32 protein-coding genes are annotated in these 20538 nt (G+C 55.7%); 28 read left to right on the forward strand and 4 right to left on the reverse strand.

The features are described 5' to 3' along the window. Positions 1 to 57 precede the first annotated feature (57 nt). The 3 genes from K3169_RS13985 to K3169_RS13995 all read right to left on the reverse strand — a co-directional run bounded on the left by K3169_RS13985 (position 58) and on the right by K3169_RS13995 (position 2510). Positions 58 to 534, reverse strand: a complete 477-nt coding sequence (locus K3169_RS13985; protein WP_263272010.1) for a DUF4411 family protein — start codon at positions 532 to 534, stop codon at positions 58 to 60. Continuing rightward, positions 521 to 1666: an ImmA/IrrE family metallo-endopeptidase gene (locus K3169_RS13990; protein WP_263272012.1), complete on the reverse strand. Its 1146-nt coding sequence runs from the start codon at positions 1664 to 1666 to the stop codon at positions 521 to 523. Before K3169_RS13990 ends, K3169_RS13985 begins: the two co-directional genes overlap by 14 nt. 91 nt (positions 1667 to 1757) lie before the next feature. Beyond that, a complete protein-coding gene (locus tag K3169_RS13995) occupies positions 1758 to 2510 on the reverse strand; it encodes a S24 family peptidase (RefSeq protein ID WP_263272014.1) in 753 nt (250 codons plus the stop codon). Positions 2511 to 2619: 109 nt separating this feature from the next. Here K3169_RS13995 and K3169_RS14000 point away from each other — a divergent pair, with 109 nt between their 5' ends. From K3169_RS14000 to K3169_RS14065, 14 genes are all read left to right on the forward strand, one after another. Then, positions 2620 to 2814 (forward strand): Cro/CI family transcriptional regulator, encoded by a 195-nt coding sequence (locus K3169_RS14000; RefSeq protein ID WP_263272015.1) that lies wholly within the window; start codon positions 2620 to 2622, stop codon positions 2812 to 2814. Positions 2815 to 2844: 30 nt separating this feature from the next. Then, positions 2845 to 3039, forward strand: a complete 195-nt coding sequence (locus tag K3169_RS14005) for a hypothetical protein (RefSeq protein WP_263272016.1) — start codon at positions 2845 to 2847, stop codon at positions 3037 to 3039. Positions 3040 to 3059: 20 nt separating this feature from the next. Beyond that, positions 3060 to 3302: a hypothetical protein gene (locus tag K3169_RS14010; RefSeq protein WP_263272017.1), complete on the forward strand. Its 243-nt coding sequence runs from the start codon at positions 3060 to 3062 to the stop codon at positions 3300 to 3302. 216 nt (positions 3303 to 3518) lie between these two features. Further along, positions 3519 to 4487 (forward strand): phage replication protein, encoded by a 969-nt coding sequence (locus K3169_RS14015; protein ID WP_231670880.1) that lies wholly within the window; start codon positions 3519 to 3521, stop codon positions 4485 to 4487. Further along, positions 4474 to 5259: a hypothetical protein gene (locus K3169_RS14020; protein WP_263272018.1), complete on the forward strand. Its 786-nt coding sequence runs from the start codon at positions 4474 to 4476 to the stop codon at positions 5257 to 5259. Before K3169_RS14015 ends, K3169_RS14020 begins: the two co-directional genes overlap by 14 nt. Beyond that, complete coding sequence (locus K3169_RS14025) at positions 5256 to 5726, forward strand: hypothetical protein (RefSeq protein WP_263272019.1); 471 nt, start codon at positions 5256 to 5258, stop codon at positions 5724 to 5726. Before K3169_RS14020 ends, K3169_RS14025 begins: the two co-directional genes overlap by 4 nt. Then, positions 5723 to 5953, forward strand: a complete 231-nt coding sequence (locus tag K3169_RS14030; protein ID WP_263272020.1) for a hypothetical protein — start codon at positions 5723 to 5725, stop codon at positions 5951 to 5953. The genes K3169_RS14025 and K3169_RS14030 overlap by 4 nt, the downstream gene beginning before the upstream one ends. After that, a complete protein-coding gene (locus tag K3169_RS14035) occupies positions 5944 to 6528 on the forward strand; it encodes a recombination protein NinG (protein ID WP_263272021.1) in 585 nt (194 codons plus the stop codon). The genes K3169_RS14030 and K3169_RS14035 overlap by 10 nt, the downstream gene beginning before the upstream one ends. Beyond that, positions 6525 to 7106, forward strand: a complete 582-nt coding sequence (locus K3169_RS14040; protein WP_263272022.1) for a hypothetical protein — start codon at positions 6525 to 6527, stop codon at positions 7104 to 7106. The genes K3169_RS14035 and K3169_RS14040 overlap by 4 nt, the downstream gene beginning before the upstream one ends. Before the next feature lie 232 nt (positions 7107 to 7338). Then, positions 7339 to 7752: a hypothetical protein gene (locus K3169_RS14045; RefSeq protein ID WP_263272023.1), complete on the forward strand. Its 414-nt coding sequence runs from the start codon at positions 7339 to 7341 to the stop codon at positions 7750 to 7752. 149 nt (positions 7753 to 7901) lie between these two features. After that, positions 7902 to 8114, forward strand: a complete 213-nt coding sequence (locus tag K3169_RS14050; RefSeq protein ID WP_263272024.1) for a hypothetical protein — start codon at positions 7902 to 7904, stop codon at positions 8112 to 8114. Positions 8115 to 8328: 214 nt separating this feature from the next. After that, positions 8329 to 8700 (forward strand): chemotaxis protein, encoded by a 372-nt coding sequence (locus tag K3169_RS14055; protein ID WP_099268883.1) that lies wholly within the window; start codon positions 8329 to 8331, stop codon positions 8698 to 8700. Then, positions 8700 to 9038, forward strand: coding sequence for a hypothetical protein (locus tag K3169_RS14060; RefSeq protein WP_099268884.1), 339 nt, complete (start codon positions 8700 to 8702; stop codon positions 9036 to 9038). The genes K3169_RS14055 and K3169_RS14060 overlap by 1 nt, the downstream gene beginning before the upstream one ends. A 48-nt stretch (positions 9039 to 9086) precedes the next feature. Beyond that, entirely contained in the window at positions 9087 to 9221 is a 135-nt protein-coding gene (locus K3169_RS14065; RefSeq protein WP_263272025.1) for a hypothetical protein, read from the forward strand. Between the two features lie 38 nt (positions 9222 to 9259). On the opposite strand, the gene K3169_RS14070 is transcribed toward K3169_RS14065, so the two are convergent. Next, the gene (locus K3169_RS14070; protein ID WP_263272027.1) at positions 9260 to 9589 is read right to left on the reverse strand and encodes a hypothetical protein; all 330 of its coding nucleotides are present in this window, start codon (positions 9587 to 9589) and stop codon (positions 9260 to 9262) included. Positions 9590 to 9665: 76 nt separating this feature from the next. Here K3169_RS14070 and K3169_RS14075 point away from each other — a divergent pair, with 76 nt between their 5' ends. The 14 genes from K3169_RS14075 to K3169_RS14140 all read left to right on the forward strand — a co-directional run bounded on the left by K3169_RS14075 (position 9666) and on the right by K3169_RS14140 (position 20536). After that, complete coding sequence (locus K3169_RS14075; protein ID WP_263272029.1) at positions 9666 to 10289, forward strand: putative metallopeptidase; 624 nt, start codon at positions 9666 to 9668, stop codon at positions 10287 to 10289. Between the two features lie 31 nt (positions 10290 to 10320). Next, positions 10321 to 10782 (forward strand): DUF2280 domain-containing protein, encoded by a 462-nt coding sequence (locus K3169_RS14080; RefSeq protein WP_263272031.1) that lies wholly within the window; start codon positions 10321 to 10323, stop codon positions 10780 to 10782. Beyond that, on the forward strand, positions 10769 to 12070 hold the full coding sequence (locus K3169_RS14085) for a terminase large subunit (RefSeq protein ID WP_263272033.1): 1302 nt from the start codon (positions 10769 to 10771) through the stop codon (positions 12068 to 12070). The genes K3169_RS14080 and K3169_RS14085 overlap by 14 nt, the downstream gene beginning before the upstream one ends. Next, positions 12067 to 13500, forward strand: a complete 1434-nt coding sequence (locus K3169_RS14090) for a DUF4055 domain-containing protein (protein ID WP_263272035.1) — start codon at positions 12067 to 12069, stop codon at positions 13498 to 13500. Before K3169_RS14085 ends, K3169_RS14090 begins: the two co-directional genes overlap by 4 nt. After that, on the forward strand, positions 13475 to 14554 hold the full coding sequence (locus tag K3169_RS14095; protein ID WP_263272037.1) for a phage head morphogenesis protein: 1080 nt from the start codon (positions 13475 to 13477) through the stop codon (positions 14552 to 14554). The genes K3169_RS14090 and K3169_RS14095 overlap by 26 nt, the downstream gene beginning before the upstream one ends. Positions 14555 to 14596: 42 nt before the next feature. Next, on the forward strand, positions 14597 to 15265 hold the full coding sequence (locus K3169_RS14100; protein ID WP_263272039.1) for a hypothetical protein: 669 nt from the start codon (positions 14597 to 14599) through the stop codon (positions 15263 to 15265). A gap of 82 nt (positions 15266 to 15347) precedes the next feature. Continuing rightward, positions 15348 to 16076 carry a hypothetical protein gene (locus K3169_RS14105; RefSeq protein WP_263272040.1) on the forward strand — a complete coding sequence of 243 codons (729 nt, stop codon included), beginning with the start codon at positions 15348 to 15350 and terminating at the stop codon, positions 16074 to 16076. A 12-nt stretch (positions 16077 to 16088) separates the two neighbouring features. Next, positions 16089 to 17039 (forward strand): Ig domain-containing protein, encoded by a 951-nt coding sequence (locus K3169_RS14110; RefSeq protein ID WP_263272042.1) that lies wholly within the window; start codon positions 16089 to 16091, stop codon positions 17037 to 17039. Positions 17040 to 17084: 45 nt separating this feature from the next. Continuing rightward, positions 17085 to 17510 (forward strand): CTP synthase, encoded by a 426-nt coding sequence (locus K3169_RS14115; RefSeq protein WP_263272044.1) that lies wholly within the window; start codon positions 17085 to 17087, stop codon positions 17508 to 17510. A gap of 3 nt (positions 17511 to 17513) precedes the next feature. Continuing rightward, positions 17514 to 18014 (forward strand): DnaT-like ssDNA-binding protein, encoded by a 501-nt coding sequence (locus K3169_RS14120; protein ID WP_263272045.1) that lies wholly within the window; start codon positions 17514 to 17516, stop codon positions 18012 to 18014. A 370-nt stretch (positions 18015 to 18384) separates the two neighbouring features. Further along, on the forward strand, positions 18385 to 18756 hold the full coding sequence (locus K3169_RS14125) for a hypothetical protein (protein WP_263272046.1): 372 nt from the start codon (positions 18385 to 18387) through the stop codon (positions 18754 to 18756). Next, positions 18753 to 19406, forward strand: coding sequence for a hypothetical protein (locus tag K3169_RS14130; RefSeq protein WP_263272048.1), 654 nt, complete (start codon positions 18753 to 18755; stop codon positions 19404 to 19406). Before K3169_RS14125 ends, K3169_RS14130 begins: the two co-directional genes overlap by 4 nt. Continuing rightward, complete coding sequence (locus tag K3169_RS14135; protein ID WP_263272049.1) at positions 19403 to 19813, forward strand: DUF4128 domain-containing protein; 411 nt, start codon at positions 19403 to 19405, stop codon at positions 19811 to 19813. Before K3169_RS14130 ends, K3169_RS14135 begins: the two co-directional genes overlap by 4 nt. Before the next feature lie 69 nt (positions 19814 to 19882). After that, positions 19883 to 20536 (forward strand): phage tail protein, encoded by a 654-nt coding sequence (locus tag K3169_RS14140; RefSeq protein ID WP_263272051.1) that lies wholly within the window; start codon positions 19883 to 19885, stop codon positions 20534 to 20536. The last annotated feature ends 2 nt before the right edge of the window (positions 20537 to 20538 follow it).

The raw sequence follows: 20538 nt of genomic DNA on the forward strand, positions 1-20538 counted from the left end.
TGAGTTTGAAAAGTGCGTAAAGAAAGAATGAGAAAACCCTGCGAGTGGCCGAGCGTGCTAAAAAACAGCATTGCTTCTTTTCATGAACTCAAGGAAATCAACGCATACCACTGGTGGTTTTTTTAGATTGCAAACGGCAGGAATTTTGTAATTAGCCATTAGCTTAGGAAGGGATATTTGAATCTTCTCATTGGACACAAGAATGAGCCCATTACAGTCCGCCGAGGAGATAATGATCAAGTCATTTTCACCTACCCCACCACCGTAATGATCGCCATCGATTCCTAGTAAAGACTTAATCCGCGCAGCGGTCTGCAGTATCGCTGTGTTGGGGTGAAGAACATTCACGCCTCTTTCGCTAAGCCATTGCCCGCAATCTGGTGTTTTGTGAGTTATCTCGTCGTAGGCAACAAGCGGCACCGCCACGAGACCATGCGATATTTGATTACCCAACCAATTCCAAAGTCCTGGAAATTGTTTGAAGGGATAATTATCCCAGGCGTAAATCATCGAAGAAGCATCAAACGCCCACATAATATCCCTTAAGGTTGTGTATATCCTTTACCTTGATCCCATCAAGGTAGGTACTTGCCTTGGCTAACGTGATGTTCCTGGCTGTAAGAGAGTCCAGAACTACTCTTACAAAGCCATCTCCGAAAATATGTTTCGGCTCACGATACCTGTACCCGCGGCTTCCGCCACTTTCCTGCTCTGGAACTTTAATGCCGCTCCGCCAAGTTCGGTATGCGCCGTATTGCGCATCGCTCAACCTTCCCGAATCCAATAGCCGCCGTAGAATCACCTCGCCGCTTACCCCCCAGCGCCTTCGGTATGGCGTAAGCCATTCATCGTATTCTTCAGCATGCTCAGGCATGCCCCGATCATTGATCGTGTCTAAGTGGCTATCAGGCACCAAAACAAGGCCGGCAAATTCATTCGCTTCACGCTCTGAACCGCTGCCGTGATGAAGATCTGAATCATCATCAACCGAGCTCATTTTGTGCAGCAGAATATGCCCCAACTCATGCATCAGCGTAAACGTTTGCGAAGCTTCCCAGTATTGTTTTTTCACTAATATTAACGGACATTTATGGTCATAAAGTGAAAAGCCAAGAACGGGATTGTCTTTCGCTATCTGCCATTGCCCGTTATAGCCGTTACTGCGAAAGACCAAAATACCCTTGCGCTCAACAGCCGCCCGATAATGGTCGAAATCATTTTCGTTCGACAAGCCAAGCCAGCGCCTGGCAACGCTGGCCGCCTCTTTAGGGTTGCGGGGAAGTTGCGGCGGATCAAATTCCAGCTCGTCGTCCGAGCCGATCTCATTTCTCAGGCTCAGATAAATGTCTCGTTGGCGCTCTGCGCGCTCGATCAGAATTCTGAGTTTGGCCGAAATGTCTGGTTTTTGATTGGCAATACTTCTGAAGGCAGCTGTGTGTACTTTCGCAGGGTCCGCCGGCCCGGGCTCCATGAAGAAAAGTACGCCTCGCCCAAAGTGGTCGGCTATTTTCTTTAGCTGATTAAAAGTTAAGCCTCGTTCGCCGGACACGGCTTTATCAAGAGTGGCCTCAGACACCCCAGTCTCTACAGCGAGGTCTGACAGCGTTATCCCGCTGTCTTCGCAGCACCAGGCGATCCTGCCTTGATTGAAATCTATTCGCTCCATGTGCCCAAACCCTTCGGTAAGCCCCCATCAGTCTTACAGTTAGTCTACGTACGCTGTCGGCTCCGGTCGAATTAAGTCGACCGCCGACACCCTACAAATCCCCGCCGCGCCATATCACCTTACCGATGATTCGATGCTCATTCACTTCGCTACGGGTTAGCATGACGTCTGCATAGTCATCGCAGTCGTCGTTATCGCTGCGGATGATCCATCCACCCAGTGGTGTTTTGATCAGTCGCTTCACGATCGCGCCTTTGTCAGCGCTTGTAAGCACGAACACCTGGCCATCAGCCGGTTCAGTTTTGGACGTGTCGAGCAGCAGGACGTCGTGATCGTTGATTGTCGGATACATGCTGTCGCCGTCGGCGGATATTGCAATCAGATGCTTCGAGTTCAGCCCTTTCGCGCGAAGCCATTTCCGCTTAAAGGCGAGGGTAGTTACTGACTCTACGTGCGGGTTTTCATGGCCGAAGCCTGCCGCTGCCTTGGCGGTGTACTGAGGAATGAACGCGAAGCTTTCATCTTGTTCGTGATCAACCTCACCGTCTAACGGGGAGGGCGTATCCGTCAAGCTCTTGATCTCACCGGCGAGTCGAGGACTGAATTCCTCGATTGGGACCTTCAAGTGCTTGGCGAAAACTGAAGCCGCCTTGATATTCAGCGCGGTCCGACGATTCATGAAGTGGCTGACAGCTCCCTGCGATACACCCTCACCAAGATCCGCAGCGATTTTGTCTTGAGTAAACCCAAGCTCCGGCTTCTTGCGCGCATAGATAGCCTTCAGAAGATCGCTTTCACGAATCTGCTCTTCGGTCAGGGGTAGCTTTCGGCTTTCTTTTTTCATGCCGCGATCTTATTACCTGCGGTAATCAATTAACCAATAGCGGCGGTATTGACTGTTAACAATACCGGCGGTCATACTTAGTCCGTGTATTCACCTCGAGGGCGTCACCATGCGCCGTATCACGCTTACAGATTTCGCAAAAGAGCACGGCCACACAAAGGCCGCTCAGATGCTTGGCTGCACCCAGGGCGCATTGAGCAAAGCCATTAGGGTAGGTCGCGACGTGGTCGTCACCTTCAACGAAGACGGCACGCTATCAGCTCAAGAGCAGCGTCCTTTTCCATCTCAAAAATCAGCCGCTTAATCCCATTCCAACCACACAAGGAAGCCTTAGATGGCATACGACGATTCGCGCCACGTGAAAGACCGGGAGATCAAGTCCCGCTACGACGATGAGACCTATGAAGCGCTCAAGGCAGTGGCACGGCTCCACAAACTGCAATTGGCCGTATTCGTACGCATGTGCGTGGAAGAGAAGCTGGAGAGCATCGTTGAGCAGGATGTTAACGACAAACACCAGATGGCCTGAAGTCCCTGAAGGAGGCCAACGTGCCCGAAAACACGATCTGCCACGGGATCGACGGGAAGCTCTACGAAAAGCTTGAAAGGCTGGCAAAGGCTGCGGGTATGACCCCGGATGAGTACGCCACAAAGCTTGGAGCAGAGCGGATCTTCGAAAAAACCAGGCCCAAGGGAGCCGGAAAAATCCGACACCTGCCCACAACACGGCGTGACCCGCCGCAGGACTTAATAGGCCCTGAAAAAGGAGGGGCTGATGAAGGCTCCCAATAGCAAAACCCGAATTGCAGGCACAAAAAAGCCCGGCGGCAACCGGGCTTTTTCAACTACGTATTTCGTACAACACTGTGAGGCCGATTATGCATACCTCTAATACCGATGTACAGGCCCTCAATAATCCCGCGCCACATTTTACGAATCACGAAAACGTGGCGCGAACTATTTCAATGCGCAGCCTCGAATTGGCCAATTTGGTCGGGAAGGCCTGACATGCAATACACCGTCACGATTAACCAGGCGAAGGCATTGGAGTGGGGGCTGAATGCTCAGCAAGCTCTGCTGTTTGCTTTCGTCTATGAGTGCCCGAGCTGGGCCAATCCAATCAAGACGGATACCGGGATCTACTTCGCGTTGAGCAAGAGCAAAATCGTTGACGAATTGCCGTTGCTGACTGATAAGCCTGACACCGCTTACCGACTTCTGAAAGCCCTGCGAGACGCAGGTTTGATTGAGCTTTCCAGCACGTCAAGCATCACTTTGATTCGTCTCACTGAGAAGGCGAAAGAGTGGAATCGGAAACTGGATGGGTCGGAAAAATATCCGACCTCAGATGCGATTGATGGTCGGAAAAAAATCCGATCTACCTCGGAAAAATCTCCGAGCAAGGTCGGAAAAAAATCCGAGCCAGGGTCGGAAAAATCTCCGACAAATCAGGATACCAATAATCAGGGTACCAATCAGGTAACCAGTAATCAGGATTTGCAGGACGGCTCGGACAAGCCGAACCGGTCCAGCGGCTTGGTGCTGGTTGGCGGCATCGAAGCCCCCCGAGTTGAAATCCCCGCCGATATGCCCGGCCCCAAAGATCAGTCCTGCAAAACCTTCAAGACCTGGGCGAACTACGCCATGTCCTACCGCAAGCGCTACAAGGCGTGGCCGGTCTGGAACGCCAAGGTGGGAGGGCAGGTCGGGCTGTTGATTGGCCGTCTCGGTATCGATGTCGCTCACAGCGTGGCTGCGTACTACCTTGGCATCAACGACGCCCAACTGATCCGCAAATGTCACAGCCTCAACGAACTGCTGGCCAACGCTGAGGGCTACCACACCCAGTGGGTTACGCAGACCCAAATGAACGGCCGGACAGCCCGCCAGCAGGAAGACACACAGGCCAACATGAATGCGGCGCAGGAAGCTGGCCGCAAGATTCGTGAGGGAGGGCCGCGCAATGCTTTCCTCTGACAAGGTTGCAGAACTGGCCGGTGCGATCTGCGCCACTGCCGAAACTCTTGGGCAAACGATCAGCGCGACTGCTGCTGAGCTGATGGCCGAAGACCTGTCGGTGTATCCGCCCGGCGATATCCGCAAAGCACTTCAGTCGTGCCGCCGCGAACTGACCGGCCGCTTCACCCTGGCTGCTGTGCTGCAGCGTATCGAAGCTGAGGATGGCCGTCCGGGCAAGGACGAAGCATGGGCGATCGCCATGACCACCAACGATGAATTCGAAACGGTAGTGCTCACTGACGAGATCCAGCTCGCCCTGGCTGCCGCCAAACCTGTGCTCGATGCAGGCGACAAGATCGGCGCACGAATGGCGTTCATTAGCGCTTACGAGCGTCTGGTCAGTCAGGCCCGCGAGGATCACAAGGCGGTGAACTGGCACGCGTCTATCGGCTTTGACGCGAACCGCCGTGTGCAGGCCATCACCAAGGCTGTGCAGATGCAGCGCATTCCTCAGGAGCGCGGGCAGTTGTATCTGGCCGACCTCAACGTCGTACCAATCTGCCAAGACGGCCAGGCCATCGCAGGCCTTCTCACCGGGCAGGTGACACGGCCGAGCGCAAACGTCCGGGAAAGGCTCAAGGCAGTGAAGGACAGCATGGCTGAAATGAGCCGAGCGAGCGCTGAGCGCCGGACCGAATTGAAGATTCAAGCAGCCAATGATTTGGCTGACCGTCTGGCATTGCTTCAGCAGCAGGCCGAGGATTTGGAATTGAAGAGGGCTGCGCGATGACCGACAAGATCAGCGTCAACTGCCAGGCCAAACTGACCGAGGCAATAACCAGCCTGACCACCATGTTCCGCGACAAGCGTTTCGTGGTTGTGTCGATGCGCCCAGGCAGGGACCGCACACTGGATCAGAACGCACTCTGGTTTGCGATGTACAAGCGCATCTCCGAGATGACCCAGATCGGCGATCCAGCCGAGGCGCGCAAGTACTGCAAATTGCACATCGGCGTGCAGATCCTGCTGAACGAAGACGCCGGCTTTCAGGCTGACTGGTACCGGGTCATGCGTCACCTGAACTACGAAACGAAGCTGGACATGATGGGAGGGTGCCATTTGTTCGGGCCGGACGGCTTCCCGGTGACCAGTCTGTTCAATCGGGCGCAGGGCATCGCCTACACCGACCGCATCGTCGCGTACTTCTCCCGTCACGGCGTTGTGTTCTCGGATCTACTGGGCGAGGTGGCTGCATGAGGGAGGCCAAATCATTCACGTTCGCCGAAGCGTTCACCAAGTGCATAACCACCTGGTTACTCAACGATACGGCGATCATCAAAACGGCTGAAGACTCTCCGCCTAGTGTGGGCGAGACATTCCGTCTGGGCTTCAAGGATTACACCGTTGTCTCGGTGTGCGGGCCTTACTCCTACGAATACTGCTACGCGGTGATTGTTCCGAAGGAGGCTGCGCCATGCGTGTAGCTATCAAAGAGCGCAAGCAGAAGAAGTGCCGCGTCGAAATGTGCGGGGCCTCATTCGTCCCGCAGCGACTAGGCCAAGCGGTGTGCAGCCCTGCCTGCGCAATCGTTGATGCTCCCGCCAATCTAGACCGCGCAAGTAAAGCTATCGCCCAGCGCGACCGGCAGGAGATCAAGGTCCGCAAGGAGAAGCTGAAATCCCGCAGCGACCACATGCGCGACACGCAGCAGGCATTCAACGAGTGGGTGCGTGCTCGTGACGCCGATCTTCCATGCGTCAGCTGCGGTCGTCATCACCAAGGCAAGTATGACGCCGGGCATTACCGGACAGTGGGGAGCAATCCCGCGCTGCGCTTCGAGCCGCTGAATTGCCACAAGCAGTGCTCACCGTGCAACACCCAGCTATCCGGGAACATCGTCAATTATCGAATCGAATTATTGAGACGGATCGGTGCTGACAAAGTGGATTGGTTGGAAGGGCCCCATGAGCCCCAGAAATACACCGTCGACGAATTGAAAGCGATGACCGCCGATTACCGGGCGAAGACCAGAGAACTCAAGAAGGGGCAGGCAGCGTGAATATCAACTCAGCACGTCAGGCGTGGCATGACTGCACCTACAACCCTGCGCCCGGGCAATCATCGGACGTCGTTCAGTTGGGTGTGGTTGTACAGGCAACGGAGCGCGGCCCCACAGCAAACCATGCGATGCACAGCGCACTGGCCGGTCACATCCAGTCGGCGATCGCCAAGCTCCACCCGCAAGTGCGTGTATTCGGGGAGTACATGTATGCAGCCAACCGTGACGACGACATCCGTGAGGCTGCCGAGGAGCTGGTATTCGGCATGGTCGTGTCGAAGTCCAAGCGAATGACAGCTACCAAGCGGGAAAAGCTGGAGTTTGTGGTTAAAGGGGTGATGCGCCGTTATCAGTACATGCATCAGGGCGGTCAGTCGGCTAATAACGATCCGCTGGCGAGTGCCGAAAAGTTTCGAAGCTGGTTGTGGGCCGAGTATGGATGCAGGATTGAATCATGTGCATGGGCTAGGGACTGGGAACCGGTTATCGCTCTTTCGTTTGAATGCTGTGAGGACCTTGATCGAATGGCGCTCAGTCCGGTCGGAGCGGTGATTTATCAGATGAAAGCGGCGGCCTGATGTACCGTTTCGTCCATATCAATATCAGTGCGTATCTATCAGTTGACTTCCCGCACGGCTGAGGGCATCATTTCGCCACGTTGAGTATTTTGCCTACGGCAACTTGCTCCAAGAAACCCGCCATTCAAGCGGGTTTTTTTGTGTCATTAAATATCAGAAACCCTTCGTGGTTCGGGGGTGTTAGCGTTGCGTGCTACCTTGTCGAGTTCAACCACCGAGCATGGACTCAGGAATGTCAGCGCTAGCCAGAAACCTTGTATTTATCTTATTTCCCGTTTCACTTGCGGCACTGGGCTACTCCGTTCATGGATTTAGAGATAATCCGGCGGATGCTTCAAATATTTACGGACTCCCGCCAGTTGTAATGTATTTCGTCATGCTAATGGCAGTTGGTACTTTTTCACTCTGCGTTGCTGGGCTTGGAAAGCTACTGGAGCGTCAGTCGACACCTGGTAGCGGTAAGAAAGTGGTGCTGCGGCTGCTGTGCTATTCGCCGTTGTTGCTGTCTGCCTGTCTGACCGCTTTAGTGAGCGCGACATACGCCCTGAACTCTCCGGCCGGCTTCGCTGCACTTGTTCTTTCTCTGATTTCAGCAGCAAGCGTTTTGTATTGGCTATCACGTGGACCTGCTGCGTTTCAGGGGTAGCTGATTAGCGATCGTTTTGTGATAAGCCCGGCCATAGCGCTGGGCTTTTCTGTTTATGATCTCCGCCCGTCGGGCGCTCGGCACTTAGCCACCGGTAAGGCTCTCCCAATTAAATGCGCAGACTCCTGCGCCCTATCTGGAGAATCATGATGGCGATCGAGAACAATGGGCCAAAAGCCGCATATCCAGGTCCAGAGGAGAAAGGTGTTGATACCGGCGCTGACCACGACTCTGGCCTTGATCAAACATCCACCGAGCCGAAGCAGGGTGCAGGCGATAAGCCGGAAGACTGGAATCCGCCAGCGGGTAACCCCGGGTCGGATCAAGATGCTCAGACTGGTCGCAAAAACGGCGGTGCCTAACGCGGCCAAGGCAGTCGATTTACCGCTCGCAAGCCCAGGCACAAACCTGGGCTTTTTCGTTTCCGCTCACTTACCAACTGCTCCCAGTTGGGAGCGCTGCCGTATCTGATTCAACTTCTCTCGGAACCTCTGATCGTGACGTTCAGCGAGGGCCTCTTCCGTCCCTGTTGCTCCCTTGGCCGCATCCCCGCGGTCCTATTACTTTGAGGTAAAGATGGACCCTACCGACCTTGGCCCAGGCACAGTCACCTGGCTGGGCGGTACTGGCACCGTATTGCTTGCTGGTTTCCTTTGGCTACGTAAGTTTCTCTCGCGCGATGCAGCAGATCGGGCGATGGATAACGCCGATATCGGCACCGTCCGCCGACTCAACGAACTGCTCGATTCCGAGCGTGTGGCCCGCAAAGAGGCGGAGGCCCGCGCTGACCAATTCGCCAAAGAGCGTAACGAGCTCGCTGCAGCAGTCGGCCGGATGGAAGGGAAGATTGAAGCCCTCACCAGTCAGGTCGCCCAGCTCACTGACAAGGTAACGACGCAGAGCGAAGAGATCGCGCGCTTGCGAACCAAGTTGGGAGGAATCAACTGATGGACAGATGCTCAATGGAATTCATCGCTCGCCGCTGGTGGCGTCGTATCGAGATCTGGGTCATTGCGATCCTGCTCGCTGCTGGGTCGTTCTCGATGGGCTTTCAGGTTTCTCAATGGGCCCTCGGCGACTGGTACACCAAACAAGTGGCAGAAGTGCGCCGGGGCTACGACGAAGCAACCGCCCAGCGCGACCTACGTCTGGGCAAGCTTGCCGATAAGACGACTGAGGCGGCCGGGAAGGTTGAGGCAGCTTCTGCCAGCGCGGTACAGGCCGCAGATACAGCGAGCCAAGCGGCCGACAAGGTCAACAAGGCGGTGGAGCGGGTTAGCCCGTAGCACGCCACGGTTTCATATAGCTCAATTTCGTGGCGCGAGGAATCGATCATGACCAAACGCAACTGGTACGTATCAACACCGGGCCATGGCACCTTTCCCATGATCTTGCTCAGTCAGGCCATGGATCACGCATCGGCTCTGGCCTTTGCCCGTTCGATCTGGCCGCAATGCACAGTGGAGTGAAGGTGAGATGTGCCGCAGGTGAGTGCGACACGGATGGGTCAATCGCGGTACGTTTCAGCTCTCTGTGGCATAGCGGGGAACCATAACCACTCACCGTCCTGTGTTGGAGTGTTGAAGTTACGTTTAACCTCGAATACGCGATCATCACCGTTGCTGCCGGTTACTGAGAGGATGTGTGTCGATTGCCAACCATTGAATGGTTGGGTCATAAGGCCAAGCCAGCCCGCACGGACCACAACGCCACCGGTATTGTCTGACCCGGTGTAAATGGCTCGCTCGCCCGGGTTAAAAGTGAATGGTATGCCCGTCAATCGAAATGGTTCGCCATCAGACGTGAAGACGTCTACGTCAGCAGTTACTAATCCCACGATGCGACTCCTTGCGTTTAGTTGATCGTCACCATTACCGGCAGCTCAACACTATTTCAAGCACAAAGGTGTGACAGTGGACAGACCAATGCCTCCCGCATCGTTGCTTGAGATAACTGACCTGTCTGACTTCGGCATCCGCCTGACCCCAGCTCTCGAAGTTTGGGAATGGCTCCATGCCGAGATACTCGCCGACACCGGCAGTATTCACAACGAAGACCATGCCCATCTGATAGACGCTGACATCCAGGTCATGTGGGCATCGTCCAGTTACGGCAAACAGGGCCGCACTGTCCTTGGCCAAGCTGAGCAAGTCATGTTCCGAGCTGGGGGCTGGCAGAAAGCCCGGATGGAACAACAGATGCGCGACTGGTTCGGAGATATCCCGGCTTACATCATCACGCTCGCCGCTGACTACTGCGCTCAATGCTCGGATGAAGACTTCTGCGCACTGGTTGAGCACGAGCTGTATCACATCGCCCAAGCCAAAGATCAGTACGGCGCACCCAAGTTCACGCAGGAAGGACTGCCTAAGCTTGAGATGCGCGGTCATGACGTTGAAGAGTTCGTCGGAGTGGTTCGCCGCTACGGTGCAAGCCCTGACGTTCAGGCCTTGGTGGATGCAGCAAACAAACCTGCCGAGGTAGGCAAATTGAACATATCGAGGGCCTGCGGAACCTGTCTGCTCAGATCGGCCTGAATCTTGACAGGCCCTAGACGGATGAAAATTTATGGCAGCCCTGAAAAATGAGGTGAAGAGCTTCATCGTTCAGGCGTTGGCATGCTTTGACACCCCTTCTCAAGTTGTGGAGGCGGTCAAGAACGAATTCGGCCTGGTTGTGAGTCGTCAGCAGGTAGAGACGCACGATCCAACAAAGAGCGCAGCAAAGGGCCTCGCAGTGAAATGGGCAACCCTGTTTCACGACACCCGCAAGCGATTCCGCGAACAGACGGCTGAGATACCGATCGCCAATCGTGCATATCGGCTCCGAGCCATGAACCGGTTTGTAGAGAAGGCCGAGACGATGAAGAACATCGTGCTCGCTATGCAGATCTTGGAGCAGGCAGCGAAAGAAGCCGGTGACATGTACGTCAACCGGCACCGGAAGGAAGAATCCGGTGATGAACCGGTAATTCCAAGCCGCATTCAGGTTGACGTTGTGGATGCGAGGAAGCCGAATGCCGAGCCTTAACGTTCCGCAGGCGACATTCCTACGCATGGAGCACAAGTTCCGGGCGTTTGTTGCGGGGTTTGGCTCAGGCAAGACGTGGGTAGGGTGTTCAGCGCTATGCAGGCACTTCATGGAGTGGCCTGGCGTCAACGCAGGCTATTTTGCGCCGACGTACCCGCAGATCCGGGACATTTTCTATCCGACGATGGATGAAGTGGCCTACGACTGGGGTTTGAAGACCAAGATCAACCAAGCGAATCACGAAGTACACATCTACAGCGGCCGCCAGTATCGCGGCACTGTGATCTGTCGCTCGATGGAGAAGCCGCAGACGATTGTCGGTTTCAAGATCGGTCACGCTCTGGTGGACGAGCTGGACGTGCTTACTGCGATCAAGGCGCAGCAGGCTTGGCGCAAGATCATTGCGCGGATGCGTTACAACGTGCCCGGGTTGAAGAACGGCGTAGATGTAACGACGACACCTGAGGGCTTCAAGTTTGTCTTCCTGCAGTTCGTTAAGCAGCTTCGCGACAAGCCGTCGCTGAATGAGATGTACGGTCTGGTTCAGGCCAGCACGTTCGACAACGAACTGAATCTGCCGGATGACTACATTCCATCACTGATGGAGTCGTACCCCGAGCAACTGATCAGGGCTTATCTGAATGGCCAGTTCGTCAACCTGACATCCGGCTCGATCTACCACTCATACGACCGCAAGCTGAATCAGTGCTTTGACACCGTTCAGCCTGGTGAGCCGCTGTTCATCGGCATGGACTTTAACGTCGGCAAGATGGCTGCAATCACCCACGTTAAGCGCGATAAAGGTATGCCTCGGGCTGTTGATGAGCTTATGGATGGCTACGACACGCCAGACATGATCCGGCGCATCAAAGAGCGCTACTGGGGGCACGACGGCAACAGTTTCAAGAAAACGTGCGAAATCAGGATTTATCCGGATGCATCGGGCGACTCACGCAAATCGGTGAATGCCAGCGTGACGGACATAGCCATGCTCAAGCAGGCGGGGTTCGCGGTCATCGCTCCAGCGGCCAACCCGCCTGTGAAGGACCGCATCAACGCGATGAACGCCATGTTCTGCAATGCGCAGGGCGAGCGTCGTTACCTGGTCAACCCGTTTACGTGTCCGACATACGCCGACGGCCTGGAACAACAGGTTTGGGCAGCCAATGGCGAGCCCGACAAATCACAAGGCAATGACCACGCCAACGACGGCGGTGGTTACTTTATCCATCGCGAGTACCCGATTATCAAACCGGTCACCTCTCTAAAACTGGGATACGCCCGATGAGCAACGACGTTTCCTTCAAGCGGCCCGAGTACATTGAGGCGCTGGACCGCTGGCTGACCGTGCGTGACGTCTGTGCGGGCCAGCACCGAGTGGTCGACCGGCTGCCGTACATTAACCGGCACGATAAAACGGAAGAGAACATCGAGCGCAACAAGTCTTACCGCGAGCGTGCTGTGTTCAAGAACGCTACTGGCCACACCCGAAACGGTTTGATCGGCCTGGCTTTCCACAAAGAGCCGACGCTGACTGTACCCAAGAATCTCGAATACTTGCAGGACAACGCCAACGGCGCAGGCGTGAGCATCTACCAGCAGTCGCAAGGCTCACTGGAGAAGGTACTAGAGGCGGGGCGGCATGGTCTGTTCGTCGATTTCCATGAAGACAGCGGCATCGGTGGACATGCGGTCATCCTCACGTATTCAGCTGAGGACATCATCAACTGGCGCACCGGCATGGTCGACGGGCATAACGTCCTGACCATGGTTGTGCTGCGAGAGATGCATGAAGAGCCTGATGGTTTCGGACTGAAATGTACTGAGCAGTTCCGTGAGCTTGCGCTTGGGGACGGTGGCAGCGAAGACGGCGGTCTTTATGTCTGCCGTGTGTGGCGTCGCAAAGGCGTGCGCGGCGGTGGCCCTCTTGAGGTTGTTGAAGAGTACCGGCCGGCCGGTAAGAAGGGGCGACTCAAAGAGATTCCGTTCACCTTCATCGGCGCCCAGAACAACGACCCGAGCATTGACGAGTCACCACTCTACGATATCGCCATGATCAACCTCGGCCACTACCGTAACAGCGCAGACTATGAAGACAGCGTCTTCTGGTGTGGGCAGGCGCAACCGTGGATTAGCGGTGTCGATGATCAATGGCTTGAAATGGCCCGGAAAGAGGGCGTCTATGTCGGCTCTCGCGCTCCAATCCCTGTTCCTGCTGGTGAAACATTCGGTTTTGCCCAGCCGCAACCTAATACCCTCGTTAAAGAGGCCATGGCCGACAAGAACCAGATGATGATTGAGCTGGGCGCACGCATGGTCGTTGCTTCACTCGCTGCGAAGACGGCAACAGAATCCCGCGGTGATCAGTCAGCATCGACGTCAGTGCTCGCTATCTGTGTTTCGAACATCAACGAGGCCTACACCCGGGCGTTGATGTGGTGTGGCGAGTTCATCGGCGCAACTGGCAAGACTGCCTACCTGGTTAATCAAGAGTTCGTGGAGCTGTCGGCTGATCCGCAGATGATCACCGCTCTGGTCCAATTGTGGCAAAGCGGCGGGTTCGCGAAGGCTGATCTACGCGGCTACCTGCGCAAACTTGGTCTGATCGCACCGGAACGTACTGATCAGCAGATCGATAACGAGATCAGCGAACAGACCGATGGCCTCGGCCTCGATGATGAGGACTTGAACGATGGCCGCCAACCAAGCGCTGCTTGATGCAACGATTCGGCATGCGGTCTTTCTGGAGCGACTGAAAGCGGGGGAGGTGCAGAAGTTTGCACCGTTCCTCAAGGAAATTGACCGGTCGTTGCGTGATCGCCTGACCCAGTCGGATATGACCAGCTACACCCGCAAGGGTCTTGAGAAACTTCTCGATGAAGTGGACAGCCTGCTGCTGGGCATCTTCACCCGGTTTACTGATCAGCTCACGCTGGACCTGATCGACCTGACTACCTATGAGGCCCAGTTCGAGGCGACCAGTCTGACCAAGGCCGCGCCGGTCGGTGTCAGCTTTGAGGCTGCTGTGCCGACAGCCACCGCGATCCGTACAGCGGTGCTGAGCAACCCGCTCAGTGTTCGTGGTACTGACGGTGGGAAGCTGCTCAAGCCATTCATCAAGGACTGGACGACTGCCGAACGTAACCGCATCACAGGCGCGATTCGCCAAGGTTTCTTCGAGGGGCAGACTAACTTCCAGATCATTCAGAAGATTCGCGGTACTGCAGCGCTCAAGTACGCCGACGGCATTCTGGCTACAACGGACCGCAATGCATCGACAGTTGTTCGCACGGCAATCCAGCACGTTGCCAGCCAGGCACGGATGGAAACAGCCAATGCGAACAGCGACGTGGTTCCTGAGATCGAGCTGGTTGCCACACTGGATAGCAAAACCAGTCAGGTATGCCGCAGCTTGGACAAGCGGCGGTTTCCAGTGAATTCAGGGCCTCGGCCGCCATTTCATCCAAATTGCAGGACCACCTTTGTGATGATCACGAAGTTCAGCGAGCTGTTCGCTCAGGGCGCAACAAGAGCTTCACAGAACGGGCAGGTCAGTGCAGATCTCGACTATTACCACTGGCTTGAACAGCAACCAGCGTCCTTTCAGGATGCAGCGATTGGCCCTGTGCGGGCCAAGCTATTCCGTAATGGTGGGTTGAGCGTTCAGCGATTTGCCGAGCTGCAGCTTGATCGGAACTTCGCGCCATTAAATCTGGCGCAAATGAAAGCGCTTGAACCGCTGGCTTTTGAAATGGCAGGCCTCTCTAAATAATGGCACTCTGCTCGCATGTTAGATCTCAGCGAGGAGAGAGCCATGGAGTTTCAAAAGGAAAAGCGCCATTACCTAACCGATGCATTTTTAGGCACTGATGAGGGTTGCGGTATCTTCATCCCGGCTAACAAGGCGCTGTATAGCTTTGTCAGGGAGAACCCAAGCCATACCGATCCAGCTCAGGTTGCGTCTAAGGCACTAATCATTGGCCGAAGCTTGGCAGCGTCAGTGGAGCGTCGGAAAAAGGATGACGACGATGACTATGAGGGATCAACGGCAGGTTTCTATGTTCGTCTTGCAGAATCAATTTGCAGCTCGGACTTAGCTCTCGAAGCATCGTTTTTACCCGTCGGCCAGAGGCTGACTGGAAATCGGGCGACTGCGGTTAACAAGGTTCATTCCCGGCTTTGTGATGCAATAACCAATGTGACAAAAAAAGATGCCAGCAGCTTTGCTTCCAAATATCTTCATTTTCACTACCCGACGTTGTTCCCGATGGTCGACTCGCGCGCTCGCGAAGCCCTCAAGTGGATAGCTGATGAGGAGTCCATGTTTTTTGCTTCTACAACAGCGGGTATGTCAAAAAACTACGCAGTTTATATAAGTTTTTATTTGCAGGTTCGCGATCTTTTTGAAGACGAACTCGGTCATGAAGTCAGTCTTAGGCAGATGGACAATGTTCTGCTCAATCGCTACGACAGTTGGATTTAGCTCAGAAAAACAAATAGACCCGCTTCGGCGGGTTTTTTTATGCCTGTAAAGCGGGCAACTCATACCCAAGGGGTGCATCACCGTGGCAGAAGAAAACGAAATCGACCTGGAAAATCCGGCAATCAAGGCCGCTATCGCGACTGCCGTTGAAGCATCCGTTTCGGGTTTGAAAACCAAGAACTCCGAGCTGCTGGGCAAGCTGAAGGATACGTCCACCAAGCTGACCCAGTTCGAAACCCAGTTTGAAGGCATCGACATCGACGCCGTTAAAGGCCTACTCAGTCGTGCCGGGCAGGACGAAGAAACCAAGCTGCTGACAGAGGGCAAGGTGGATGAGGTCTTCAATAAGCGCACTGAGCGCCTGCGCGGCGACTTCGATAAGCAGTTGAAGGCAGTCAGCGCGCGTGCTGAAAAGGCCGAATCATTCGCCGCCAAGTTCCAGGGCAAAGTCCTCGGCGACTCGGTACGCGGCGCGGCTCTCAAGGCCGGTGCACTCCCCGAAGCAACAGACGACATCATCCTGCGCGCCAAAGGCGTGTTCTCTCTGAACGAAGAGGGCGAAGCAGTCGCCGTCGATGATTCGGGCCAGACCATCCTCGGCAAAGACGGCAAGACCCCTCTGACTCCGCTCGAATGGGCGGAATCCCTGCGCGAAAGCGCTCCTCACCTGTGGCCAAGGGCTTCAGGAACGAATGCCCCGGGCGGGGGCAGCGGCCAGGCTGCATTGAAGCGCTCCGAAATGTCAGCCACGCAAAAGCGCGACTACCAGCGCAAGCACGGCCAAACCGCATTCCTGCAATTGCCCAAGTAAGGGGATTCACCCATGGCTACAACTGTTAACAGCGATCTGATCATCTACAACGATGAAGCCCAGACCGCGTACCTCGAGCGTGTTCAGGACAACCTGGACATCTTCAACGAGTCGTCCAACGGCGCGATCATCCTCGACAACGAGCTGATCGAAGGCGACTTCCGCAAGCGCGCCTTCTACAAGCTGGCGGGCTCGCTGGATCACCGCGACGTCAACTCCGAAGCGAAGGTCGTTGCCAAGAAGATCAGCGCCGGTGAAGCGGTCGGTGTCAAAGCACCGTGGAAATACGGCCCGTACGAAACCACCGAGGAAGCGTTCAAGCGTCGCGGTCGTCCGGTAGAAGAGTTCTCCCAGATCATCGGTCAGGACGTGGCTGATGCAACGCTGGAAGGCTTCGTGCAGTACGCAACTGCGGCCTTGCGTGCATCTATCGGTTCCAACCCGGGCATGGTGGTCGAGGCCAGCATCGAAACCGACGGCAAGAAGACGCTGACCCGTGGCATGCGCAAGTTCGGCGACAAATTCGGCCGTATCGCGTTGTGGGTCATGCACTCGTCCGCTTACTTCGACATCGTTGATGAAGCGATCACCAACAAGATCTACGAAGAAGCCGGTGTCGTGATCTACGGCGGTCTGCCTGGCACGCTGGGTAAGCCGGTATTGGTCACCGACACCGCGCCGGTCGATGTCATCTTCGGGCTGCTGCCTAACGCAGTGACCATCACCGAGTCGCAAGCACCGGGCTTCCGTTCGTACGAAGTCAATGACCAAGAAAACCTCGGCATCGGCTATCGCGCTGAAGGCGTCGTCAATATCGACGTGCTGGGCTACAGCTGGAAGGAAACCGCCGGCGGCGCGAACCCGTCGCTCGCAGCTGTGGGCTCTTCGGCCAACTGGTCCAAGCACTCCACCAGCGACAAGGTCACTGCTGGCGTGATGATCGAACTCACTCCGGCTGCTTAAATCATCCGAACGGCGCGGCCAGCAATGGCCGCCAGGGAGAACATCATGGAACTCGTTTACAGTAATCAGCGCGGTGACTTCGATCCAAACAAGCGCTATCGCAACCCAGATCTTTTCCGGAACGTGGAGCGCGGTGTGACCAAAGTCACTGTGATTGGCGACTATCCCGAGATCGTGGATGCCTACAAAGCGCTCGAAGTCGACGTAGAGGTCGAAACCCGCAAGACTCCGGTTAAGGGCAAGACAAAGGCCGCCGACAAAACCCCTGCGAAGTCGGGCAAAGGCCCAACCAAGCAGCAGTCCAATGGCACCCAGAACGATGGGACTGAGGACGAGCCGATCTACATCCCCAAGCTGGAAGCAGATAACCAGTGGATCATCATCACGCGTGACGGCCTGCGCTTCGGTGATTTCGCTGGCGATGAAGACGCCACAAAGGCAGAAGCTGACCGCCTGAACAACAAGGAATAACCCATGCTCATTGTCGAGGACGGTACCGGTAAGCCGGACGCCGAAAGCTACGCAACTGCTGAGGACCTGGTTCTCTATGCCATGAAGTTCGGTGTGGTGATTCCAGCCGACGCGGTTGCGCAGGAAGCGTTACTGCGCCGTGCCGCCTTGGCAATGGACGGGATGACATGGAAGGGACGTAAATCATCCGGCGACCAGGCTTTGTCCTGGCCTCGTCGGGAGGTTCGCCTTGATGGCGAGAACAAGCCGGATCGCTATCTACCGGCAAGAATTCAGTACGGCCAGATGGCTCTGGCCGCCGAGATCCACAAAGATGATATCGATCCGGTTGATCAGCGCAAAGGCGCGGTGACAAAGGACAAGGTCGATGGGGCTGTAGAGCGTGAGTACGCGGTGATCAGCAGCACAAGCAAGCGATTGTTGCCCGCTGCTCCGGATCGACCGAGCGCTACACAGTTTGCGGATTACCTGTTGAGGCGGGGGCTTTTCGCCGTTCGGGCTTAATACGGAAGCAATTTTTCGTATTCTTCTAGATCCTTTATTACTCTATCTGCTCTGCAGTCATTGGTAGTTATCCAAGCGATCAGTCCTTTCTGGATCGCGTCTTCGAGCTCGCAAATTAGGACTTCTGATCTCTCGTGAAGTGGCTCATCAGCTTTAACCATTCTCATGGCAAAACTTGAGGCCCACTCATGTCGATTCGTGCTCCTAAACGCGTTCGCTATGGCGCTGCGTAGAGATTCGCACTGTCTTTCTAATTTCTTTACGTGCTTTTTAGCTTGATCTTGAATCAGCCTTTTTCGCGCAAGCTCTATTATTGTTTCGGGCGGAAGTGGGGTCATTTCACTCTCTGCAGTCGTAAGGGGCGCTTCTCATGTCAAAATTCTACGACGAAATGGCCGTGATGGCTCTCGACCTTATCATTGAGTTCGGCCAGCCGGTCACCATCCGGGACGTTACGAAGGGTGGCTATGACCCGAGCAAGGGCGCCACTGCACCGGATACCGTCACCGAGCGTACCGCCCAGGGCATCATGCTCGACTTCACTGGCGATGAGTTCCAGACCAATACCCTGATCAAGGTCGGTGACAAGAAGCTGAAACTTGCCGCCAAGGGGTTCGTTCAGCCGCCGACTTTGCTAAGCAAGGTCATCGTTCAAGGCCGCACTTGGACAATCATCCCGCCTCTGAAAGAGATCAATCCAGCCGGGACTCCTTTGCTCTATGAGCTGCAGGTCAGGTTATGAGTAGATACGCAGGCCTCAATGGCAGTTTCGCTGAGCAGATCGCCCAGTTTGCCGAAGGCGCGCGCCAAGCGATGGACGCCAGTTTCCGAGAAATCATCATCGAACTGGGCGGCTCTCTGATTCGAATGTCTCCAGTCGGAAACCAAGAGCTTTGGGCTAGTAACGTGGCCTTCCGAGCCAAGAATACCCGTGCAGCCGACGACTACGACTTTAAGGTGTCCGTCCGTAACACCGTCATCAACCTGACCGACTCCAATTTCACTAAGTCAGGAAACCTGCGCAAGGGTGTTAAATATGCCAAGCCCTTGACGAAGACCGAGCGAGACCAGAACTACAACGTGAACGGCTTGGTATCTGGCAAAGGCTATGTCGGCGGTCGCTTTCGTGGCAACTGGCAGTTTTCTATCGAGGCTCCTGCAGACGGGACGCTCGATATCGTCGACCCGAGTGGAAGTATGTCTCTGGCTCTGCTGAGGGGGCAGGTCGCTTCGCTCACAGCGGGCCAAACAGCCTACATCGTGAACAATCTGCCCTATGCCATTCCGCTGGAGTACGGCCATAGCAGCCAGGCCCCATCGGGCATGGTCCGCGTGACGGTTGCCCGCTTTCAACAGATCGTGGCCGAGGCCATCAGGAACAACCAGGTATGAGCCATAAGATCATCCGCTCGCTGTTCGAGCTGCGTCTCGCCGAGTGGGCGGCCGAACGGGAGCTGCGTGTCGCCTATCAGGGCGTGAACTTCACCCCCGCATCCGATGAGACCTACCTGAGCGCATTCATGCTCCCGGCTGGGACCGGCACGAACACGCTGTCGGGAGACCATCGGGTCTACACCGGCGTATTCCAGATCAACGTGGTGACGCCAGTCGGTAACGGTACCGGTGACGCTGAGGGCATAGTTGATGAACTGGCCGAATTATTCCCGGCATTCCTCAGGCTCAAGCGTGATGACTTCGAAGTAATGGTGCTCACACCGGTCGAGCCGGGTCCGCCAATCACTGGCGATACGACGCTCACCGTCTCCGCTTCGTTTCAGTACCGCTCTGACACCAACTAATTCGCCCGTTGGGCAACCCTGAACCCGCCATTGAGCGGGTTTTGTCATTTCTGAGAAGAGGAAACACCAATGGCGTTCAAGCTCCCCAACGGCGCGATCATGGAAATCGCGTCGGTATTCAGCGCTGCCGTGCTGGCCACTGCCATCAGCAACGCGCAGCCCGCCGTTGTTCAGGCGGCAAGCCATGACCTGGAAGACGGCGACATCATTGTCGTGACCTCTGGCTGGACCCGTCTGAATGACCGCGTTGCCCGCGTTGACGCTGCGCTGGCTGACTCGTTCGCACTGGAAGGCATCGACACCACCAAGACCAATGTCTACACGGCCGGTGCCGGTGTTGGCTCCGTTCGCACCGTCAGTGCCTGGGCTCAGATTGCCCAGATTACCGAAGTGGCCACCAGCGGCGGCGACCAGCAGTTCACGACCTTCGGCTTCTTGGAAGACGATGACGACCGTCAACTGCCGACCACCAAGTCGCCAATCAGCATGACCATCACTGTCGCGGATGACCCGCTGCTGCCTTACGTGCCGATCTGCGAAAGCGCAGACGAGGACAAGGAAGCCCGCGTTGTGCGCCTGAAGCTGCCGAATGGGTCCGAGATCTATTACAACGCGTACATCTCGATCACCTCGACGCCGTCGCTGTCTCGCAACAACATCATGACTCGCACCATCACTCTGTCGCTGGCCTCGCGCCCGACTCGTTATCAGGCGGCGGCGTAACC

Source organism: Pseudomonas phytophila, assembly GCF_025643095.1.
Lineage (GTDB): Bacteria > Pseudomonadota > Gammaproteobacteria > Pseudomonadales > Pseudomonadaceae > Aquipseudomonas > Aquipseudomonas quasicaspiana.

What these genes read in the sequence shown, in the direction of transcription:
- K3169_RS13985 (WP_263272010.1), bottom strand. Translation starts at nt 534, where the DNA reads ATGTGGGCGTTTGATGCTTCTTCGATGATTTACGCCTGGGATAATTAT.
- K3169_RS13990 (WP_263272012.1), bottom strand. Translation starts at nt 1,666, where the DNA reads ATGGAGCGAATAGATTTCAATCAAGGCAGGATCGCCTGGTGCTGCGAA.
- K3169_RS13995 (WP_263272014.1), bottom strand. Translation starts at nt 2,510, where the DNA reads ATGAAAAAAGAAAGCCGAAAGCTACCCCTGACCGAAGAGCAGATTCGT.
- K3169_RS14000 (WP_263272015.1), top strand. Translation starts at nt 2,620, where the DNA reads ATGCGCCGTATCACGCTTACAGATTTCGCAAAAGAGCACGGCCACACA.
- K3169_RS14005 (WP_263272016.1), top strand. Translation starts at nt 2,845, where the DNA reads ATGGCATACGACGATTCGCGCCACGTGAAAGACCGGGAGATCAAGTCC.
- K3169_RS14015 (WP_231670880.1), top strand. Translation starts at nt 3,519, where the DNA reads ATGCAATACACCGTCACGATTAACCAGGCGAAGGCATTGGAGTGGGGG.
- K3169_RS14020 (WP_263272018.1), top strand. Translation starts at nt 4,474, where the DNA reads ATGCTTTCCTCTGACAAGGTTGCAGAACTGGCCGGTGCGATCTGCGCC.
- K3169_RS14025 (WP_263272019.1), top strand. Translation starts at nt 5,256, where the DNA reads ATGACCGACAAGATCAGCGTCAACTGCCAGGCCAAACTGACCGAGGCA.
- K3169_RS14030 (WP_263272020.1), top strand. Translation starts at nt 5,723, where the DNA reads ATGAGGGAGGCCAAATCATTCACGTTCGCCGAAGCGTTCACCAAGTGC.
- K3169_RS14035 (WP_263272021.1), top strand. Translation starts at nt 5,944, where the DNA reads ATGCGTGTAGCTATCAAAGAGCGCAAGCAGAAGAAGTGCCGCGTCGAA.
- K3169_RS14045 (WP_263272023.1), top strand. Translation starts at nt 7,339, where the DNA reads ATGTCAGCGCTAGCCAGAAACCTTGTATTTATCTTATTTCCCGTTTCA.
- K3169_RS14050 (WP_263272024.1), top strand. Translation starts at nt 7,902, where the DNA reads ATGGCGATCGAGAACAATGGGCCAAAAGCCGCATATCCAGGTCCAGAG.
- K3169_RS14055 (WP_099268883.1), top strand. Translation starts at nt 8,329, where the DNA reads ATGGACCCTACCGACCTTGGCCCAGGCACAGTCACCTGGCTGGGCGGT.
- K3169_RS14060 (WP_099268884.1), top strand. Translation starts at nt 8,700, where the DNA reads ATGGACAGATGCTCAATGGAATTCATCGCTCGCCGCTGGTGGCGTCGT.
- K3169_RS14065 (WP_263272025.1), top strand. Translation starts at nt 9,087, where the DNA reads ATGACCAAACGCAACTGGTACGTATCAACACCGGGCCATGGCACCTTT.
- K3169_RS14080 (WP_263272031.1), top strand. Translation starts at nt 10,321, where the DNA reads ATGGCAGCCCTGAAAAATGAGGTGAAGAGCTTCATCGTTCAGGCGTTG.
- K3169_RS14085 (WP_263272033.1), top strand. Translation starts at nt 10,769, where the DNA reads ATGCCGAGCCTTAACGTTCCGCAGGCGACATTCCTACGCATGGAGCAC.
- K3169_RS14090 (WP_263272035.1), top strand. Translation starts at nt 12,067, where the DNA reads ATGAGCAACGACGTTTCCTTCAAGCGGCCCGAGTACATTGAGGCGCTG.
- K3169_RS14095 (WP_263272037.1), top strand. Translation starts at nt 13,475, where the DNA reads ATGGCCGCCAACCAAGCGCTGCTTGATGCAACGATTCGGCATGCGGTC.
- K3169_RS14100 (WP_263272039.1), top strand. Translation starts at nt 14,597, where the DNA reads ATGGAGTTTCAAAAGGAAAAGCGCCATTACCTAACCGATGCATTTTTA.
- K3169_RS14110 (WP_263272042.1), top strand. Translation starts at nt 16,089, where the DNA reads ATGGCTACAACTGTTAACAGCGATCTGATCATCTACAACGATGAAGCC.
- K3169_RS14115 (WP_263272044.1), top strand. Translation starts at nt 17,085, where the DNA reads ATGGAACTCGTTTACAGTAATCAGCGCGGTGACTTCGATCCAAACAAG.
- K3169_RS14120 (WP_263272045.1), top strand. Translation starts at nt 17,514, where the DNA reads ATGCTCATTGTCGAGGACGGTACCGGTAAGCCGGACGCCGAAAGCTAC.
- K3169_RS14125 (WP_263272046.1), top strand. Translation starts at nt 18,385, where the DNA reads ATGTCAAAATTCTACGACGAAATGGCCGTGATGGCTCTCGACCTTATC.
- K3169_RS14130 (WP_263272048.1), top strand. Translation starts at nt 18,753, where the DNA reads ATGAGTAGATACGCAGGCCTCAATGGCAGTTTCGCTGAGCAGATCGCC.
- K3169_RS14135 (WP_263272049.1), top strand. Translation starts at nt 19,403, where the DNA reads ATGAGCCATAAGATCATCCGCTCGCTGTTCGAGCTGCGTCTCGCCGAG.
- K3169_RS14140 (WP_263272051.1), top strand. Translation starts at nt 19,883, where the DNA reads ATGGCGTTCAAGCTCCCCAACGGCGCGATCATGGAAATCGCGTCGGTA.